The following is a 17,588-nucleotide window of genomic DNA, read 5'->3' as shown; positions in this document are numbered from 1 at the left end:
GCTCAAACACAGCCGACGACTGGCTACCCGATACGACAAGACCGCCGACAGCTTCCTCGGCTTCGTCGTCGTCGCATCCATCCGACTGTGGATCAGACACTTTGTCCACACCACCTAGGCTGCCACTCGATGGGGTCCGATTTCGACGCCGATCCACATCATGCATCTTGGAAAGATGGGCGGCGAGAAGCTGTACGACGCAATAGCGGGTGATGATCCCCGCGAGAGCCCTAGGCACGCCACTCCTGAGTGATCGTGATTGATCAAAATTCCATATTATGAGTTACTGTGATTACTCAAAATCTTGACATATGATCGGCTACGACCCATCAAAACGCTCCTGATTGATAGGCCGTGATACCTCAAATGTCGCCAGACGCCTTAGCGCGCAAACATCTGGACAGGAGATTGAAGCTCCTGCAGTCGAAAGATGCATTCGCACGACCACCGCGCGGTTGGGTGCGCGCCATTCGGGATGCGCTTAATATGACATCGCGCCAGCTAGCCGCGCGCATCGGGGTCTCGCAATCGAGTGTCACCGCGCTGGAGAAAAGCGAGATCGGTGAAACCGTCTCGCTCGCCACCCTGAAACAGGCCGCTGAAGCGCTCGATTGCCGCGTCGTCTACGCGCTTGTGCCCAACACATCGCTTGAAGACACAATGCGCCGGCGTGCGCATCTGATCGCTGACAAGCAGTTGGCGAGAGGCAATCACACGATGCGCCTGGAAAATCAGGCGCTTGTCGCCGAGGATCTCGCCAGTGAACGCGAACGCCTGATCGATGACCTGGTGCGCACCAACTCGCGTCGCCTGTGGGATGAGCCGTGAGTGACCCGCTCTTCGATGCGGATGATGACGCGAACACCCCCATTACGCCGGAAGAGCGCGAAGGGCTGATCCCGACCTACATCACGACGCGGCGCGAGTTGAACGAAGCCGAGCAGATCAACATCAACAATGGGGATCGCTGGGCGTTTGCGCGCAAAATGCGGGGCGTCCTTGATGAGGCATTCCTCCAGCGCCTCCACAAGGAGATGCTGGGGAAGGTGTGGCGATGGGCCGGCAAGTATCGCACGACCGATCGCAACATCGGCGTCGATCGCTGGCAAATCGAGCCGGAACTGCGCGGCCTCCTCAACGATGTTCGCTACTGGATCCAGCATCAGACGTATTCACCCGACGAAATCATGGCGCGGTTTCATCATCGGCTTGTCTCGATCCACCCATTCCCGAATGGCAACGGCCGCCATGCCCGCCTTGCCGCCGATCTACTGGCGCTCGAGCCGGCTATCCCGCGCTTCACGTGGGGGAGCGCCAACCTCGTCGAGGAAGCCGAAACGCGCCGCAGATATGTAATGGCCCTACGTGCCGCCGATGCTCATGATATCGAACCCCTCCTGGCATTCGCGCGGTCATAGAGGGGGCGTGCGTCGAGAAGGCAGCGGCAGCCATTGTGCTCGGATCCAACTGCGGAGCATGCTCGGCATGAACGGTCCTCAGACCTCCTGAAGCTGTCCTGGGGCCGTCAAGACCGAAGTCGTAGGCCGCGTCCATACTTGTTGATCGGCGTTGAAGGCGGACCCCACCCGATATGAAACAATATATTGAATGAGCTTAATATTTCGGGGTGAGACGGGGTCCCGACAGACGCCTGTCAGCATGCGCGCCAACGTATTGTTATAGAGCGAATTCAATCACCTAGGCTGCCTCTCGATGGGGTCCGATTTCGGCTCTGACGCAGTTTTGGTGATGGGGTCACGGTGTCGAGCCTACCAGCCTGGCCTGTAGGAAATCATCGCCGCCTTCCACCTGATGATCCGTCGCAAGACTGAGGGCGACCTGTGCGCCTGAATCGAGGGTGGTCGCCCCAGCCTCGTGGCGTCCTTCGCCAACGGCATAGACCGCGATATCAACGCCGTCCGCGCGGCGATCACCTCTGGTTGGTCCAACGGCCAAGCCGAGGGTCAGATCACCAAGCTCAAGCTCGTCAAACGCCAGATGTACGGCCGCAGAAAGCTCGAGCTCCTACAGGCCAAGCTGATAGGCTCGACACCGTGATCCCGTCACCAAAACTGCGTCAGAGCCCGATTTCGACGCCCGATCCACATTGACGCCTTCAACGGCGAGACGATCGGCCACACGTTCCGGGTCGGCTCCCAAGAGGCGGAGATCAATCTGCGTGAGGCGTTGAACGCGCGATAGTGGAACGGGGACATTCGTAACGGACATAAACTGGCGCGCCTACTGCGCGGCCCAGCCCACGTTTGCGCAGCGCTTCACGATCAACCGGTAGCCAGGAATCTCTACCCTGCTGTTCGGCTGAACTTGGATGTTCACTGAACTGATGGCTCCATATCCGACGAGTTCGCCATCATCGTAGATGACTCCGCTGATCTGAACATTCTCGTTGGTAGCCATCAGGTAGTGGCCATCCGTCGGCTCACCTTCACCCAAGGCGTCATCGACGACGAAAGTGGCGACATCCGATGCTTACACCGATGAACCTGCTCTGCGGTCCGGCTGGCACCCGGGCGATGGCCATAGACTTCCAGAGTTCTTGTTTACGTAGGTTCGGCGAGAGCGATTCAATGCTGTCTCGGAGAATCGAGTCTCAAGATTGCACCATCTTTCAGGCGCTCATCCAGCGGCTTGAGGTGCCCCTGGCAGCGGAGCGGTGTTGGTGGCCTGCGCCTTGATCGGGCCAGCCTGGAAACTTGCCTAACTATCTCGATGAGGCGACACCGACTGATGGGGTAGTTCAGCACAAACGCACTATGGCCGATCTGGATGAGATGGCTGCGGGGTAGGGCAGGATCTCGTGGAAGGCCCAACCGATGACAGACGGCTGAAAGTCCATCGGATGATGGGCTCCAGGGGACTACGGTGCTGGGCCAGAAAGCTTGGGAAGCTGGACTTTATCTCAGGAAGACAACGTTTTAACTGCAAGATCGCCTCGGATGCGACTTAGGCAGATCAATGAGTTAGCGTCAGTTCGCAAAATGCCGGCTCGTCTCCGCTACGCCTCCGCGACGCCACTGTCTCATATCGACCCCTGAGAGCAGATGCGTTTTAACTTCGTTTGACCAACCTGGCAGCGCTGTCGCGACTATAGTGTCTACGCGACCTGGTTCCTGGTTCCCTCCTGGAGGCCGTGGCCGGTCTTGCTGACGCGGGACTGGATGCGCGACCAGAAGGTCTCGGCCGCCGCGCTCTGGCGACTGGCGGGGCGGAACAGGCGGACGTCGAGTGAGGCCGACCAGGCGATTTTTGTTGTCGCGGGGACCAAACGGCCGGCGGCGAAGTCGTCGGCGGCCAGCGCCTCAGGTAACCAACAGAGGCCCCTGCCGTCACGCGCCATCGACAGGAGGGTCGCCGCGAGGTGCGAAGTGAAGACCGTTTCTAGTGCAGGCACTCGGCGTTCGGAGAAGACGGTGGCGTGCAGGATGCGTCCAAGACCCGATTCCGGATTGTAGGCCAGGTAGGGTGTCTTGGGCGTGTCGTCGTCGAGGCTCCACAAGGGGCGGCCGTCGGCGTCGGGCGCGGAATAGGGCTGGAGCACATCCTGGCCAATGACGACCGAGCGGAAGTGGGTTGGATTGAACCGACTGGGCGCCTCTGTACGGTGGTGGCAGAGCAGGAATTGGGCGTCGCCGCGAAGCATCAGGGTCTCACAGGCCTGCATGTTGTCGGAGATAAGCCGCAGGGGTCCCAGCGGGCCGTCGACTTCCAGATCGCGCATCCAGCCGGGGAAGAAGGTGAAGGACAGGGCGTGGGTCGCGGCGAACGACAGGGTGGCGGCGAGTTTGCGTTCGCTTTCGCGGACCTCCTGGGCGATCTGGCGGACGCGACGAACGATCTCCTCGGCGCCGGGGCGGAAGATCTGTCCGCCGGCGGTCAGCTCCACGCCCGTCGCGCTGCGATCGAACAGCTCGACCCCGAGCCAGGTTTCCAGCGCCCGGATGCGCCGGCTGAAGGCGGGTTGGGTGACGCCGCGCGCCTCGGCCGCACGCGAGAAATTCCCCAAGGCGGCCAGCGCTAGGAAGTCTTCCAGCCAGATCAGTTCCATGGATCAAACCCCGGTCGCAAAAGGTGTCGACCAGCCGACAGTCTGCACCCTTAGCGACCGGCTCGCGATGCCGAAACGGCATGGCGACGCGGGCAAACAGCATTGGCGGTGTTTCGCCCGACTACGCTAGCTCAGGGCAACAATAAGGACCGTCTCCCGACTGTTTCGCGGGCTCGGCCATTCTCGGGGAAGAAACCAAGATGACTTCACAGCACACTCGCACCCTGTGGCTGGGCGGCGTTTCGGCGGCGGTTCTCGCGTTCGGCGTCGCGGGGTCGGCGATGGCCCAGACCGCTCCGGCCACCGCGCAGGACGACGCGACCCAGGTCGATGAGATCGTCGTCACCGGCTTCCGCTCCAGCCTCGTCCGTGCGCTGAGCGCCAAGCGCGAAGAGGCAGGCGCGATCGACAGCATCCTGGCCGAGGACATCGGCAAATTCCCCGACCTGAACCTGTCGGAATCAATCCAGCGCATCCCAGGCGTGGCCCTGGCCCGTGACGGCGGTGAAGGTCGTCAGATCTCCGTTCGTGGCCTTGGTCCGCAGTTCACGCGCGTGCGCATCAACGGCATGGAAGCCCTGACAAGCGCCAGCGGCTCGGACGCCGGCGGCGGCACGAATCGCGGTCGCGCCTTCGACTTCAACATCTTCGCCTCGGACCTGTTCAACTCGATCACCGTGCGCAAGACGGCCGAGGCGACGACCGAAGAAGGTTCGCTCGGCGCGACAGTCGATCTGCGCACCGCGCGGCCGTTTGACTACGGCGGCTTCACCTTCGTGGCCTCAAGCCAAGTCGGCTACAACGACCTGGCCAAATCGACCAATCCGCGTGGCGCCGCCATGATCGCGAACACCTGGGAAGGCGACTTCGGTCGCTTCGGCGCTCTGCTGTCGGTGGCCTACAATGAGCGCAGCCTGCTCGACGAAGGCGCGTCGACAGTGCGCTGGGCGACGGGTAACGCCTTCGCACCCGGCTTCGCGGCCCTTCCGAACGGCGCCGGTCTTCCGACGACAGTGAACCCCGCGCAAGCGGCCAACAATGCGGCCTTCCACCCACGCTTCCCGCGCTATGACATCTTCAAGCAGGAGCAGGAGCGCCTCGGCTCGACCCTGTCGCTGCAGTGGCAGCCGACCGACCGGACCTCGTTCGGCCTCGACGTCCTCTATGCCGACTTCTCCGGCAGCCGCGAGGAGCAGTATCTGGAAGCGCCGTCATTCAGCGTCGGCGGAGCCTGTACGGCGGCCAACGTGGCCACCTCCTGCGGCATTGCCCAGACCCAGGTGGTCTCGTCGGTCATCGACAGCAACAACACGATGATCGCGGGCACGTTCAATAACGTCGATCTGCGCGTCGAGAACCGCTTTGACGAACTGCAGACCGAGTTCACCCAGATCAACCTGACGGGCGAACACCAGTTCACGGACAACTTCTTCCTGTCGGGACTGATCGGCCATTCGAAGTCGGACTTCTCCAACCCCCTGCAGACGACGGTTCAGTTCGACCAATTCAACGTCCAGAATTACTCGTACGACTACCGTGGCGGAAACCTGCCGACCATCAACTATGGTTCTGCGGCGCTGACGGATCCGAATGCCTGGGTGCTGACGCAGATCCGCATCCGGCCCCAGACCGCGGTCAATACCTACGACGCGGCGCAGCTGGACGGGCGCTACGAGAACCTCGGCATCTTTACCCTGACCGCCGGCATCAATTACAAGTCCTATTCTTTTGAAACGACGGAACTCCGTCGTTCGAACGGAACATCTACCAACCGGGAGCCCACCGTGCCGGCGGCGCTGGCCGCGATTTCTCGCAGCCAGTATTCGCAGATCGTGAATCTGGGTGGTGTGAACGTTCTTATCCCGAACACCTTTGTGGCTGCCTCGGTGCTCAGCCTTTACGACCAGGCGGCCTACGATGGCGCGTTCCGGCTCGGCAATGAGCCTTCGCTGGGCAACAATCGCGGCGTCGATGAAAAGGACTCCGGCGGCTACGTCCAGGCCGACTTTGACACCGAGGTCTTCGGCATCCCGTTCCGAGGCAACTTTGGCGTCCGCTACGTCAAAACCGAGCAATCGTCCTCCGGCTACACCTACGTCAGCGGCCAGCCGGTCGCGATCACCGCGGATCGGTCCTACGAGGACACCCTGCCGTCGATGAACCTGGTGCTGGAGCCGCGCGAGAACCTGCTGGTGCGCTTCGGGGCCGCCAAGGTCATGGCTCGTCCCGACTTGGGCAGCCTGACCCCCGGCGCGACGATCAGCGTCTCCGGCGCGGGCCGCAGCGTCACCGCCGGCAACCCCAACCTTGATCCATTCCGGGCCAATGCCTACGACCTGGCCGTGGAATGGTATTTCGCGCCGTCTTCGCTCCTCTCGGTCGCCCTGTTCCGAAAGGACATCGACAGCCTGGTCCAGTCGCTGCAGACGAACACGACCTTCACCGGCAACTCCTTCGGCCTGCCGGACTCGGTCGCCGTCGCGGCCTGCGGCACGACCAACGGCTGCAGCCCTTCGGCCCAGTGGACGTTCACTGCACCGACCAACACCCCGGGCGGCACGCTGGACGGGTTCGAAATCAACTACCAGCAGCCGCTGCACTTCCTGCCGGGGCTGCTGTCCAATACCGGCCTGCTGCTGAACTACACTTCGGTCAGTTCCTCGATCGAGTATCTGAACGGCGCCGGCGCCGTGGTCGCCACGCGCGATCTGACCGGGTTGTCGCGGACGTCCTACAACGCCACCCTTTATTACGAGGACGACAGCTGGAGTGCGCGCGTCTCGGCCGCCTATCGCGACGACTACCTGACTCGCATCCCGGGGTCGGAAGCCGGCACTGACGCGGATGGGACCAAAGCAACACTGAACGTCGACGCCTCCATCCAGTACACGGTCAACGACAACTTCCGTGTCACCTTGGAAGGGGTCAATCTGACGGATGAATATCAGGATCAGTTCAACGACTCTGTGGCCGAGCGCAGCTCGTTCTATCACCACACGGGCCGCGAGATCACACTCGGCCTGCGTTACACCTATTGATCCAACCAGCTCCATGAGACGATCTTCCTTCCGAAATCGTCCATTTGCGCGGGAGCCGTTTCGGCGGCTCCCGCGCTTTTTTCTTATCCTCGCCCTGACCGTTTCGGCGGTACCGTGCGTGGCCCAGATCGCCGTCTCCGCCCATGACGGAAAGCAGGTCCTGATCGACGGCGTGCAGACGGTCCCGGCCAACCCCGCGCCAGACGGAGTCATGGTGCTGGATCTGTCCGGTGCCTTCCCGCGCGTGATCGGCATGGTCGCCTTGCCCACCAGCGTGATCGGCCCGCCGGCCAGCGTCGCCGTGGCGCCGGATGAAAGCTTCGCCCTCGTCACCGCATCGCGCCGCATCCCGGCGGAGGCTCCGACGACCATAGTTGCCGACGACCAGATCTCCGTCATCGACCTGACGTCCTCGCCGCCGCGCGTGACCGCGACCCTGCATGCCGGCGCCGGAGCCTCGGGCGTGTCGATCAATCCCGCCGGGACCCTGGCCCTCGTCGCCAACCGTTCGGAGGGAACGGTGTCGATCTTCACCATCGCCGACGGCGTACTGACCGATGCGGGCAAGGTCACGATCGGTCCGGCGACGACCTCGCCTGCGCATGTGATCTTCTTCGATCAGGGACGAAGGGCGCTGGTCTCGCGCGACGGCGATCACAGGATCTCGCTGCTGACTATCTCGGGCACCGAGGTGACGGTCGAGGCCCAGACCCTGGCTCCCGGATTGCGGCCTTACCAGATCGACTCGACCGGCCCCCGCACCTTCGCGGTCAGCGCCAACATCGGCGGGGGCGGGCGCGACACGGACACCCTGGCGCTGATCGATCTCCGCGAGGTCCAGCCGCGCGTCGTCGATGTGGTCGCAGCCGGGCTGACGCCGGAAGGGGTGAAGATGTCGCCGGACGGTCGCTATGTCGCCGCCACCGTCAATGACGGGTCGAACGCGCCGCCGACCTCGCCGCGCTGGCATCGGCAGGGTCAGATCAAGGTGTGGCGCATCGAGGACAGCCGCCTGATCCCGGTCGCCGAGGCGCTCGCCGGGGCCTGGGGGCAGGGGTTGGCCTGGTCTAGCGACGGACATACGTTGCTGGCCCAGAGCGCGGCCGACAACCGCATCGACGTCTACCATTTTGATGGCTGGCGACTGACACGCGCCGGTGAGATTCCGACCCCCGCCGGACCGGCCGGAATCCGAACAGCGGAGCCCTGACGCCATGCAGACCGGGCATCGACATCTTCCGCAACAGCATTGGCGGCCTGACCGATCGCTGTCGTACCGCTTGGCCCATCTGGAGGCCCAATGCGCATAGTAGACATCCGCGAGCAGACCGTTTCGATCGCCTCGCCCATCGCCAACGCCTACATCGACTTTTCGAAGATGACCTGTTCGGTCGTCGCCGTGGTCACCGATGTGATCCGCGATGGACGCCCGGTCGTGGGCTACGGCTTCAACTCCAACGGCCGCTATGGCCAGGGCGCCCTGATGCGCGAGCGGTTCCTGCCGCGCCTGCTGGAAGCCAAGCCCGACAGTCTGATCGATCAGCAAAACGACAACCTCGACCCCTTCGCCATCTGGAAGACCCTTATGTCGAACGAGAAGCCGGGCGGGCACGGCGAGCGCTCCGTCGCCGTGGGGACGCTGGACATGGCGGTGTGGGACGCGGTCGCCAAGATCGCCGAACGCCCCCTGTATCGGCTGCTGGCCGATCGCTATCGCAGCGGCGTCGCCGACGAGAGGGTCTGGGTCTATGCGGCGGGCGGCTACTATTACCCGGGCAAGGACGACACCCGGCTCAAGGCCGAGATGCAGTCCTATGTCGATCGTGGCTATCGGGTCGTGAAGATGAAGATCGGAGGGGCCCCGCTGGCCGAAGACCTGCGTCGTATCGAGGCGGTTCTGGAGGTCGTCGGATCGGGCGACCGGCTGGCGGTGGACGCCAACGGTCGGTTCGATGTCGGGACGGCCATCGCCTATGCCGAGGCGCTGAAGCCCTACGGCCTGTTCTGGTACGAAGAGGCGGGCGACCCGCTGGACTATGCGCTGCAGGCCGAGTTGGCCAATCACTACGACCTGCCGATGGCGACCGGCGAGAACCTGTTCTCGCACCAGGACGCGCGTAACCTGCTGCTGTACGGCAGCATGCGGCCGGATCGAGATTTCCTGCAGTTCGACTGCGCCCTGTCCTATGGTCTGGTGGAGTATCTGCGGACGCTGGACGTGCTGGCCGAACAGGGCTGGTCGTCGCGGCGGATCGTTCCGCACGGGGGACACCAGATGTCGCTGAACATCGCTGCCGGCCTGCACCTTGGGGGCAATGAATCATATCCGGACGTGTTCCAGCCGTTCGGCGGGTTCGCCGACAACATCGCGGTCGAGGACGGCTACGTCGGCCTGCCCGACGTGCCCGGTGTCGGCTTCGAGGCCAAGTCGGCGCTCTATGCCGTGATGCGCGAATTGGGCGAGCCGGCGACGACGCGGCTTTCGGTCGCCTGAATGGTCCACCTTTGAACGCGCCCTGGCTGCGCTGGCTGAAGCCCCTATACGTCCAGGTTCTGGTCGGGATGGTGCTAGGCATCCTGCTGGGCGTGCTCTGGCCCGAGATCGGGGCAGCGATGAAGCCGTTCGCCGACGCCTTCATCAAGCTGGTGAAGATGATGCTGGCGCCAGTGATCTTCGGTACGGTGGCCTTGGGGATCGCCCGGATGGCCAACCTGAAGGAGGTCGGGCGGATCGGCGCGCGGGCCCTGATCTACTTCGAGATCGCCTCGACACTGGCCCTCACTATCGGCCTGGTAGTCGTCAATCTGGTAAAGCCCGGCGTCGGCATGAACGTCGATGTCGCCAGCCTCGATGCCTCGTCAATTGAGACATATGCGGCGGTGGCCCATGACAACAGCCTGACGGGCTTCCTGCTCGACATCATTCCGAACGCTTTCCTCGGTGCCTTCGTCGAGGGAAAGATGCTGCAGGTCGTGCTGCTGGCCGTGCTGGGCGGGGTCGCCCTTACCCAGATGGGCGAGCGGGCGAAGCCTCTGCTCGACGGCGCAGACCGCGCCATGGAGATGCTATTCAAGATCGTCGCCATGGTCATGCGACTGGCGCCGATCGGGGCGGGAGCGGGGATTGCCTTCACCGTGGGGCAGTACGGGCTGGACAGCCTCCTCTCGCTGGGTCGGCTGCTGATCGCCCTCTATGTCACGACGGGCCTTTTCATCGTGGTGGTGTTGGGCGGGGTGCTGCGGTGGGCCGGGTTCCCGTTGCTGAAGTTCCTGCGCTACTTCCGCGAGGAGATCCTCGTGGTGCTGGGCACCTGTTCGACCGAGGCGGTCCTGCCGCGAATGGTCGAGAAGCTGGAGCGAATGGGGGTCGAGAAGACGGTCGTCGGGCTGGTCCTGCCGGCCGGCTATACGTTCAACGCTGACGGGACCTGCATCTATCTGACCATGGGTGCGATCTTCGTGGCCCAGGCGACGAACACGCCGCTCGACCTGATGGACCAGCTGCTGATCCTCGGGCTGCTGCTGCTGACATCCAAGGGGTCGGCGGGGGTGGCGGGGGCCGGGTTCATCGCCCTGGCTTCGACCCTGTCGTCGGTGGGGACGGTGCCGCTGGTGGGGCTGGTGCTGCTGCTGGGGGTAGATCGGTTCCTCAACGAGGCGAGGGCGGTGACCAACTTGATCGGCAATGCGGTGGCGACAGTCGCCGTGGCCAAGTGGGAGGGCGCGCTGGACAAGGACAGGGCCGATGCCGCCTTGAACGGCGAGCCCGCTGCGGCGGTCGCGCCGTGAAACGGGCGCTGGCCGGGCTGGGTCTGGCGGCCGCGCTGCTGTCGAGCTGCGCGGCTCAGGGGCCTGCGCGGATCGACGTCCTGTTCGCCGGCGGGAGCTACAACGCCGACCAGAGCCGGATGACGGGTCAGGCCCACGTCCTGAAGCTGACGCCGCGCCATGCGCTCCATGCGACGCCGCTCGTCTTCGTTCCGGGGCAGGGGCAGACGATCGCGAACTTCCTCGGAACGCCGGACGGGCGCGAGGGCTGGGCGATGGACTTTTTACGCCGGGGCTTCACGGTCTATCTGATGGATCAGCCGGGGCGGGGCGCGTCGGGCTATGACGTCGCTTATGGTCCCGCTGAGCGGCAGGGACCGCTGGTGCTGGAACAGAGGTTCACGGCACCCGAGACGTTCGAGGCGGCGCCCGGCATGGCCTATGGCTGGCCACAGGCGGTGAGGCACAGCCAGTGGCCGGGGACTGGACTTCCGGGCGACCCGGCCTTCGACCAGTTCTTCGCCTCGCAGGTCGGATACGTCTCGGGATCGGTGTCGGCGGTGCTGGTCGCGGAGGCAGGCGCGGCCCTGTTGGACCGCATCGGTCCGGCGGTGGTCGTGACCCATTCCCAATCCGGCCCCTTCGGCTGGGGAATCGGCGAGCTGAGGCCGAAACTGGTGCGGGCTATCGTGGCGGTGGAGCCAAGCGGGCCGCCGTTCGCCAGCGCGCCGCGTCCGTGGGGCGACGGCGATCCGGAGGCGGTCAGCAAACCCTATGGCCTGACCGTCACGCCCCTGACCTATGAGCCCGCGCTGAACAATCCCGCCGATCTGGTGCGGGTGTGGGAGCCGTCGGAGAACCCGGAGCTGACCGGCTGCTGGTTGCAGGGCGGGACGCCGCGTCGGCTGGCCCATCTGGCGCCGGCGCCGGTCCTGGTCCTGACGGCGGAGGCCTCTTACCACGCCGGCTACGACCACTGTACTGCCGCCTACCTGAGCCAGGCCGGGGTGCAGACCGAGTTCGTCCGGATGGAGGATTGGGGCCTTCACGGCAACGGCCACATGGTCATGCTGGAGAAGAACAGCGCCGCCATCAGCGGCCGGATCGCCGACTGGCTGGAGGCCGCGCAGCGGCCCGACGGCGAGCCGGTGCTGCAGTAGCCGTTCCGCGTTCCAAGGAGTCGAGATGATCCCGAACCTGTCCCGCAGAGGCCTGCTGCTGACCGCCGCCGCAACCGGGTTGATGGGCGCTGCGCCGGGTCTGGCGCGCGCCGCCGACCGGTCCGCCATCCTGGCGACAATGAAGCGGGCGACGCGGTTCATGACCGATACGGTCGCGGTCGGTGACGGCTATGTCTGGTCCTATACGCCCGACCTATCGCGGCGCTGGGGCGAGCTGGAGGCCTCTCCGACGATGATCTGGGTCCAGCCGCCCGGCACGGCGACGATGGGGAACCTGTTCCTGGACGCCTATCACGCCACGGGCGACGAGGATTACTACGCCTCCGCGACGCGAGTCGCCGACGCCCTGGTGAGGGGGCAGTTGCCGAGCGGGGGGTGGAACTACGTCATCGACACGGCCGGCGAGGCGTCGCTTGACCGGTGGTACGACACCTTTGGCAAGAACGCGTGGCGGATGGAGGAATTCCAGCACCACTATCCCAACGCCACCTTCGATGACGTGACGACGCAGGATGCCGCCAACTTCATGCTACGCATCTGGCTGGAGAAGCGGGACGCCCGCTATCGGGGACCGCTGGACAAGGCGATCGGCTTCGTCCTGGAGAGCCAGTATCCGAGCGGCGGCTGGCCCCAGAGGTATCCGCGTGTGCCGGACGGCGGGCTGCACGGCAATGCCGACTACAGCGGCTACATCACCTTCAACGACGACGTTTCTGCCGAGAACATCAAGTTCCTGACCTTCTGCTACCAGAGCTTGGGCGAGCGACGGTTCCTAGATCCGATCCGGCGCGCGATGGATTGTTTCATCGCCACCCAGCAGCCGTCGCCGCAGCCGGGCTGGGCCATGCAGTACGAGGTCGGCGACCTGGAGCCGGCCGGCGCCCGCTCCTATGAGCCGCGTGCGCTGGCGACCCACGGGACGGCGGGCAATCTCGACCAGCTGATGGATTTCTATGTCCTGACGGGCGAGCGGAAATATCTGGCGCGAGTGGAGGAGGGGATCGACTGGTTGGAGGCCGTGACCCTGCCTGAGTTGCTGTGGCGCGACGGCAAGAAGCATTCGACCTATGTCGAGATCGGCACCAACGAGCCGCTGTGGGTGCATCGGCGCGGCTCTAACGTGGCCAACGGCGAATACTATGTGAACAAGGATCCGCGCGACATCGTCGTGCATACGGGGGGCCTGCGCAGCATCGATGTGGCCGGTTTGCGGGCGCGATATGCGGAGCTGGCGGCCAAGACGTCGGCGCAGGCCAGCGCAGGGTCGGCCCTTCTGGCCGAGCCGGGCGCGGTGGCCTTGCCCCGGTATTTTACGACGCAGGCAAGGCGGGTGTCGGACTTGAACAGCGGGAGCCTGCGCGCCACCGCGTCTCGAACTTCGGCGGAACGGGTCGACACACTTGTCGCCGAGCTGAACGCCGAGGGGTACTGGCCGTCGTTGCTGGCATCGACCAGCAATCCCTATGTCGCCGACTCGACCGGGACGGTGGCCCTGGGCGAGTTCCGCATCACCCGGGTGGGCGATGCGTCGGACACCTCGCCCTGGCTGACCGACTTTCCCCAGGAGGGGATTTCGACCGGGGTCTACATCCACAACATGGGCGAGCTAATCGAGGCGCTGGGCCCCGCCTGATCAGGGCAGGGCCACCACGTTGTTCCACCAGTTGATCTCGGCCGGGTCACCCGCCAGAACCAGACGCACGCGAAGGCCGCTCGTCGAACCCGAAGTTAGGGCGACGCGGACGGTCGTGGTCTTGGGCAGAAGGTCGGCGGGAGCGGGCAGGGCCGCAAAGGCCTGACGACCCACGACGCGGCCGTCGGCAGTCTCGACGATCACCTCGCCGGCCGGAGCGTCGACGCCGCCGAGGCTGTGGACCGTGACCTCCGCGCGGCGTCCGTTGATGCGGACATCCGACGGATCGAGGCCGACGTCGGGACGGCTGCTCATCGGGGCACCCGCTTCGGTCAGCGAGAACTCCAGCACCGTCGCCTGGCGCGGGGCGAGGGTCAGGGCGACCTCGGCGTCGGGCTCGAAGGTCATGTCGCTCGATTGCGTAGCGTCGGCGGAGCCGTCGTTGTCGGCGTCGATGCCTTGCGTGACGCGCCATTGGCCGGGGGTGACCTCCGCCCCGCGCAGGGTTGCTTGCACAGGGTGTTCCTCGAGGTTGTAGGCGATGACCTTGAAGCCGGTGCGGGTCGCGCCGGAGACAAGGATGGCGACGCTATCGGCGCTGTCGCCCTCACCGAACCGCCAGGTGATGACATGGCCCGGCATCGTCTGGCCGCGACGGGAGGCCACGCCGCCAAGGCGGGACCGCTGGAGCATCTCGCTGGGCACGGTGACGCGATCCGTCCACCATTCGTCAGTGGTCATCAGTCGCATGCGCTGGGTCGAGGACTGGATTTCGTCCTCGTAGAGCTGGGCGAGGAAGCGGGTGTCGCCGGTGATCTGCCAGGCACCGAAGCGCGACAACGCCAGGGGCGTGGCAAGGCGCGCGCCGGTGGCGCCGGTCGTGGAACCAGTGCTGGCCGCCTCGGCCATGGCGATCATGCCTGGACCCCATTCGCCCGACTTGTCGAGCTCCGACATCATGTCCGGGCCCAGGGCGGCCATGCCGGCGATTCCCCCGGGCATCAGGGGCGCGAGGTATCTGGCGTCGCCGGTCCAGCGGTAGGCGGCTAGGAAGGTTGAGGTTGAACCGCCAAGACCCGCGCCGCCCGCTCCGCTGCTGAACCCGCTGGCCCCGAACACCTGGTCCGTCGGCCAGTCGATCTGGGAAGGCAGGTTCACGCCGGAGCCATCGGCCGTAGCGACCCCGTGAGCCATGAAACCGTCGGCGGTCTGCAGGATCAGGTCCCGCGTCGTCGGATTTCCGTTCCACTGGACCAGAAGGATGCCCGGCTGGAAAATGAGGAAGTTGTTCCCCTTCTGCCGTTGCCACGGGCCGTCGCGCCACATGTCGTCACTGGCGAAGGAGTTGGAGACGAAGTGGCGGTGTCCAGCCGGGTTGACCTCGGTCAGGTCGCCATAGCGGCGCGCGGTGGCCATCAGTTGCTCGATCGCGCGCGGACTGCCCCAGTTCAGCTGGGCGTATTGGGCGACCGTGTTGATGCCTTCCTCATAGGAATGCAGTTCGTCGGCGCGGATGGTGTTCAGGCCATTCGTCATCATGTCCGAGCGGTAGATGGCGTCCAGCGCGGCGGCCTGGCTGTCGCGGATCTTGTCGGGGTCGGCTCCCATCAGAGCCAGCCCCGGCCACTGGTTCAGCAGGTCGGAATCGTCGGACAGGCCGCCGCCGAACTCGCCGTTGATCTGACGATGGTCGATCCACCAGTTCACGAAATGCTCGACCTGACGCAGGTCCTCGATTTGGCGCTGGGCCCAGAGCGGAATGCCCGGGATGGGTTCGGCCTGGGCGAAGGACGGATAGGGCTGTTCTGGGTTCTGTTCGGCCCAGTACAAACGACCTACGACATTGTCGGGATCGACGCGCAGCAGGTCGGCGATGTCGCGGTCGAACCGCTCGTATACGGGCAGCAGCCGGTTGTTAGGCTGTTCCTCCACGAACCAGGCGGCATTGGCGCTGACCTGCCGCTCCCGGTCGGCGACGTGTTCGACGGCGGCCTCGGCCCGCGGCTTGAAGACCAGGCGCACGCCCATGCCGTCCAGCGAGGCCGCGCCGAAGTCCGGACTGGCTGAGGCGACGGTCATGTAGAGGCTGCGGTCGTTGGGCAGGATGCGATCGCGGGTGTCCAGCCACAGGGTGCGGGCCTCGCCGGCCTTCACCGAGACGTTGATGTCCAAGAGGTCGCGGTCGGGCCAGAGCGGGTCCTTGATCCGGATGTTCAGCGGGATCAGGTCGCCGTGCGTTGGGGTGGCGGTCAGGGCCGGGATGCTCAGGGCGATGCCGTCAAGGCCGTCGCGCATATTGTCCCAGCCGTAGCTGAACCGGGCGGGGGCGCCGCCCGGGCGGATATCCCGGAAGTCGGCGGGGATCAGGACGTGGACCAGCGGCATCGACGGAGTCGTGGCGGCAGGTCGTGTGGTCTGGGGCGCGCCTGCGGGCAGGGCGACGACGGTCGCGCGCTCGTCCGCCGTGAAACGTCCGGCGATATAGCCGGTCAGTTCCGACAAGGTCGGATAGGTCGGCGGGGCACCGGAGCGCACGACGTAGGATAGGCTGGACGATCCGGCGGGAGGGTCGGCGGGTCGGACGTCGTAGACGCCGATCTCGCGGATGGGGGTTTCGGGCAGGCGGTTATCGAAGCGGATAGCGCCGCCGGTCGCCTCGTTCGTCAGCTGGAGGGTGGTCCGTTCCTGGCCCTGGGCGCGGGTGCCGATGCGGGTCTCGCCGGCGACGCCGATGTGGGTCAGGGTTCCGTCGGCGGCGCCCTGGATCTCGATGCGGTTCCACGGCTGGTCCGGCATGGAGAGCGTCAACGCGCGGCCGCCGGTCTCGTAGACGTTCCAGTCAGGGAGGATGAAATAGTCGGTCCGACCCGGCAGGCGCGAGCGGTTGTAGACGCCGGGCCAGGTGCTCTCGCGCAGGCCGTCGTCGCCTTTGGAGAACAGTTCGTTGAGGTCGCGGGCTTCGGTCGCACGGACCACCCGCAGCATGGTCGAGGGCGCCGCCAGATAGGGCGGGGGATCGTTCGGGCGGTTGAAGCCGTAGCGCAGGTTCCAGGCCTCGCGGACTGCTGCGTCATTCACGTCGTGGACAGGAGCCTCGGCGGGCTGGCGGCGTTCGGCTAGGGCCGCAACGTCGGCGTCGGTCAGCATGCGGTCGAAGGTCGAGACTTCGTCTACATCGCCACCGCGCTGCCAGTCATAGGCGTTCTGGACCTGATAACCCGAGATTATCCGCCCGGCCTGACCGAAGGCGTAGAGGCCGTTGTCGAGGACGGCCGTCTTTTCGGTCTTCGCCGCCGGCTTGCCATCGACATAGAGGGTCAGGCCCTTGGTCTCGTCCCAGGCGAGGGCGAAATGGGTCCAGGCCTCGACGTCGGGCGCCGGGGCGTCGAACGACACCCGCACGCGCGACAGGTTGGCGTCGGTGACGAAGGCGTCGAAGCCGTGACCGTTCCAGTCCAGCCTTAGGAAGGTCATGTCCCAACTGGTGTGATCCGGATAGCCGGCGCGGAAGATCACGAACTGCCGGCGGCCAATGGGCTGATGCGAACGCCAGAAAAAGGACAAGGTCCCGCGCTGGGCATACAGATTTCCGGGCGCGCTCCAGGCCATGACGCCGTTGTCGCCCCCCCGAGCTGCGCCGCCGGCCACGCCATCAGGGACGATCGTGACCTGGTCGACGAAGACAGGAACGGCAAGGCCCGCCGCCTGAGCCGCGACGTAGCCGGTGTCGAGCGGGGCGTGGAACAGACGGCCGTCAGGGGCGGTTGCGCCTTCCGTCTGAGCCGCTGCGGATGTGGCGATGAACAGGCCGGCGGCAGCCGCCAGCGTGCGATAGGAAATCATGTCCCGAGCTCCTGAAATCCTCCCTTATGAAGGCCGGCAAATCTTACGCCGCCGTGCCC

Annotated in this window: 11 protein-coding genes and 2 pseudogenes; 10 read left to right on the top strand and 3 right to left on the bottom strand. The window is 65.2% G+C overall.

Going from position 1 to position 17,588, the window contains the following annotated elements:
- The 4 genes and pseudogenes from ACP7AU_RS14500 to ACP7AU_RS14485 form a co-directional block, all read left to right on the top strand.
- Positions 1–118, top strand: a pseudogene (locus tag ACP7AU_RS14500) (IS5/IS1182 family transposase); the annotation flags it as partial.
- 248 nt (positions 119–366) lie between these two features.
- Entirely contained in the window at positions 367–828 is a 462-nt protein-coding gene (locus ACP7AU_RS14495) for a mobile mystery protein A (RefSeq protein ID WP_426051861.1), read from the top strand.
- Positions 825–1,418 (top strand): mobile mystery protein B, encoded by a 594-nt coding sequence (locus ACP7AU_RS14490; RefSeq protein WP_426051860.1) that lies wholly within the window; start codon positions 825–827, stop codon positions 1,416–1,418. The genes ACP7AU_RS14495 and ACP7AU_RS14490 overlap by 4 nt, the downstream gene beginning before the upstream one ends.
- Before the next feature lie 448 nt (positions 1,419–1,866).
- Positions 1,867–2,058: pseudogene (locus tag ACP7AU_RS14485) on the top strand (transposase); the annotation flags it as partial.
- A gap of 183 nt (positions 2,059–2,241) precedes the next feature.
- On the opposite strand, the gene ACP7AU_RS14480 reads toward ACP7AU_RS14485, so the two are convergent.
- Together ACP7AU_RS14480 and ACP7AU_RS14475 are read right to left on the bottom strand one after the other, a co-directional pair.
- A complete protein-coding gene (locus tag ACP7AU_RS14480; protein WP_426051859.1) occupies positions 2,242–2,418 on the bottom strand; it encodes a hypothetical protein in 177 nt (58 codons plus the stop codon).
- 697 nt (positions 2,419–3,115) lie between these two features.
- Positions 3,116–4,066, bottom strand: a complete 951-nt coding sequence (locus tag ACP7AU_RS14475; RefSeq protein WP_426051858.1) for a LysR family transcriptional regulator — start codon at positions 4,064–4,066, stop codon at positions 3,116–3,118.
- 200 nt (positions 4,067–4,266) lie between these two features.
- Here ACP7AU_RS14475 and ACP7AU_RS14470 point away from each other — a divergent pair, with 200 nt between their 5' ends.
- The 6 genes from ACP7AU_RS14470 to ACP7AU_RS14445 all read left to right on the top strand — a co-directional run bounded on the left by ACP7AU_RS14470 (position 4,267) and on the right by ACP7AU_RS14445 (position 13,686).
- Positions 4,267–7,104 (top strand): TonB-dependent receptor, encoded by a 2,838-nt coding sequence (locus tag ACP7AU_RS14470; protein WP_426039811.1) that lies wholly within the window; start codon positions 4,267–4,269, stop codon positions 7,102–7,104.
- 118 nt (positions 7,105–7,222) lie between these two features.
- A complete protein-coding gene (locus tag ACP7AU_RS14465) occupies positions 7,223–8,314 on the top strand; it encodes a YncE family protein (RefSeq protein WP_426051857.1) in 1,092 nt (363 codons plus the stop codon).
- 90 nt (positions 8,315–8,404) lie between these two features.
- Positions 8,405–9,598: a mandelate racemase/muconate lactonizing enzyme family protein gene (locus tag ACP7AU_RS14460; protein WP_426051856.1), complete on the top strand. Its 1,194-nt coding sequence runs from the start codon at positions 8,405–8,407 to the stop codon at positions 9,596–9,598.
- A gap of 26 nt (positions 9,599–9,624) precedes the next feature.
- A complete protein-coding gene (gene dctA / locus ACP7AU_RS14455) occupies positions 9,625–10,893 on the top strand; it encodes a C4-dicarboxylate transporter DctA (RefSeq protein ID WP_426051862.1) in 1,269 nt (422 codons plus the stop codon).
- Complete coding sequence (locus tag ACP7AU_RS14450; protein WP_426051855.1) at positions 10,890–12,032, top strand: alpha/beta hydrolase; 1,143 nt, start codon at positions 10,890–10,892, stop codon at positions 12,030–12,032. Before dctA ends, ACP7AU_RS14450 begins: the two co-directional genes overlap by 4 nt.
- A 25-nt stretch (positions 12,033–12,057) precedes the next feature.
- Entirely contained in the window at positions 12,058–13,686 is a 1,629-nt protein-coding gene (locus tag ACP7AU_RS14445) for a pectate lyase (RefSeq protein WP_426051854.1), read from the top strand.
- Here ACP7AU_RS14445 and ACP7AU_RS14440 read toward each other — a convergent pair whose 3' ends face one another.
- Positions 13,687–17,529 carry a LamG-like jellyroll fold domain-containing protein gene (locus tag ACP7AU_RS14440; RefSeq protein ID WP_426051853.1) on the bottom strand — a complete coding sequence of 1,281 codons (3,843 nt, stop codon included), beginning with the start codon at positions 17,527–17,529 and terminating at the stop codon, positions 13,687–13,689. It lies immediately after the preceding gene.
- Between the last annotated feature and the right edge of the window lie 59 nt (positions 17,530–17,588).

Origin of the sequence: Brevundimonas sp. SL161, assembly GCF_049896985.1 — a bacterium.
GTDB lineage: Bacteria > Pseudomonadota > Alphaproteobacteria > Caulobacterales > Caulobacteraceae > Brevundimonas.
Note: the sequence above shows the minus strand (reverse complement) of the source record. Positions and strands in the feature narration are given on the sequence as shown.

Bases quoted from the DNA above. Each gene is read 5' to 3' on its own strand.
- ACP7AU_RS14495 (WP_426051861.1), top strand. From the start codon at position 367: ATGTCGCCAGACGCCTTAGCGCGCAAACATCTGGACAGGAGATTGAAG.
- ACP7AU_RS14480 (WP_426051859.1), bottom strand. From the start codon at position 2,418: ATGGCTACCAACGAGAATGTTCAGATCAGCGGAGTCATCTACGATGAT.
- ACP7AU_RS14475 (WP_426051858.1), bottom strand. From the start codon at position 4,066: ATGGAACTGATCTGGCTGGAAGACTTCCTAGCGCTGGCCGCCTTGGGG.
- ACP7AU_RS14470 (WP_426039811.1), top strand. From the start codon at position 4,267: ATGACTTCACAGCACACTCGCACCCTGTGGCTGGGCGGCGTTTCGGCG.
- ACP7AU_RS14460 (WP_426051856.1), top strand. From the start codon at position 8,405: ATGCGCATAGTAGACATCCGCGAGCAGACCGTTTCGATCGCCTCGCCC.
- ACP7AU_RS14445 (WP_426051854.1), top strand. From the start codon at position 12,058: ATGATCCCGAACCTGTCCCGCAGAGGCCTGCTGCTGACCGCCGCCGCA.
- ACP7AU_RS14440 (WP_426051853.1), bottom strand. From the start codon at position 17,529: ATGATTTCCTATCGCACGCTGGCGGCTGCCGCCGGCCTGTTCATCGCC.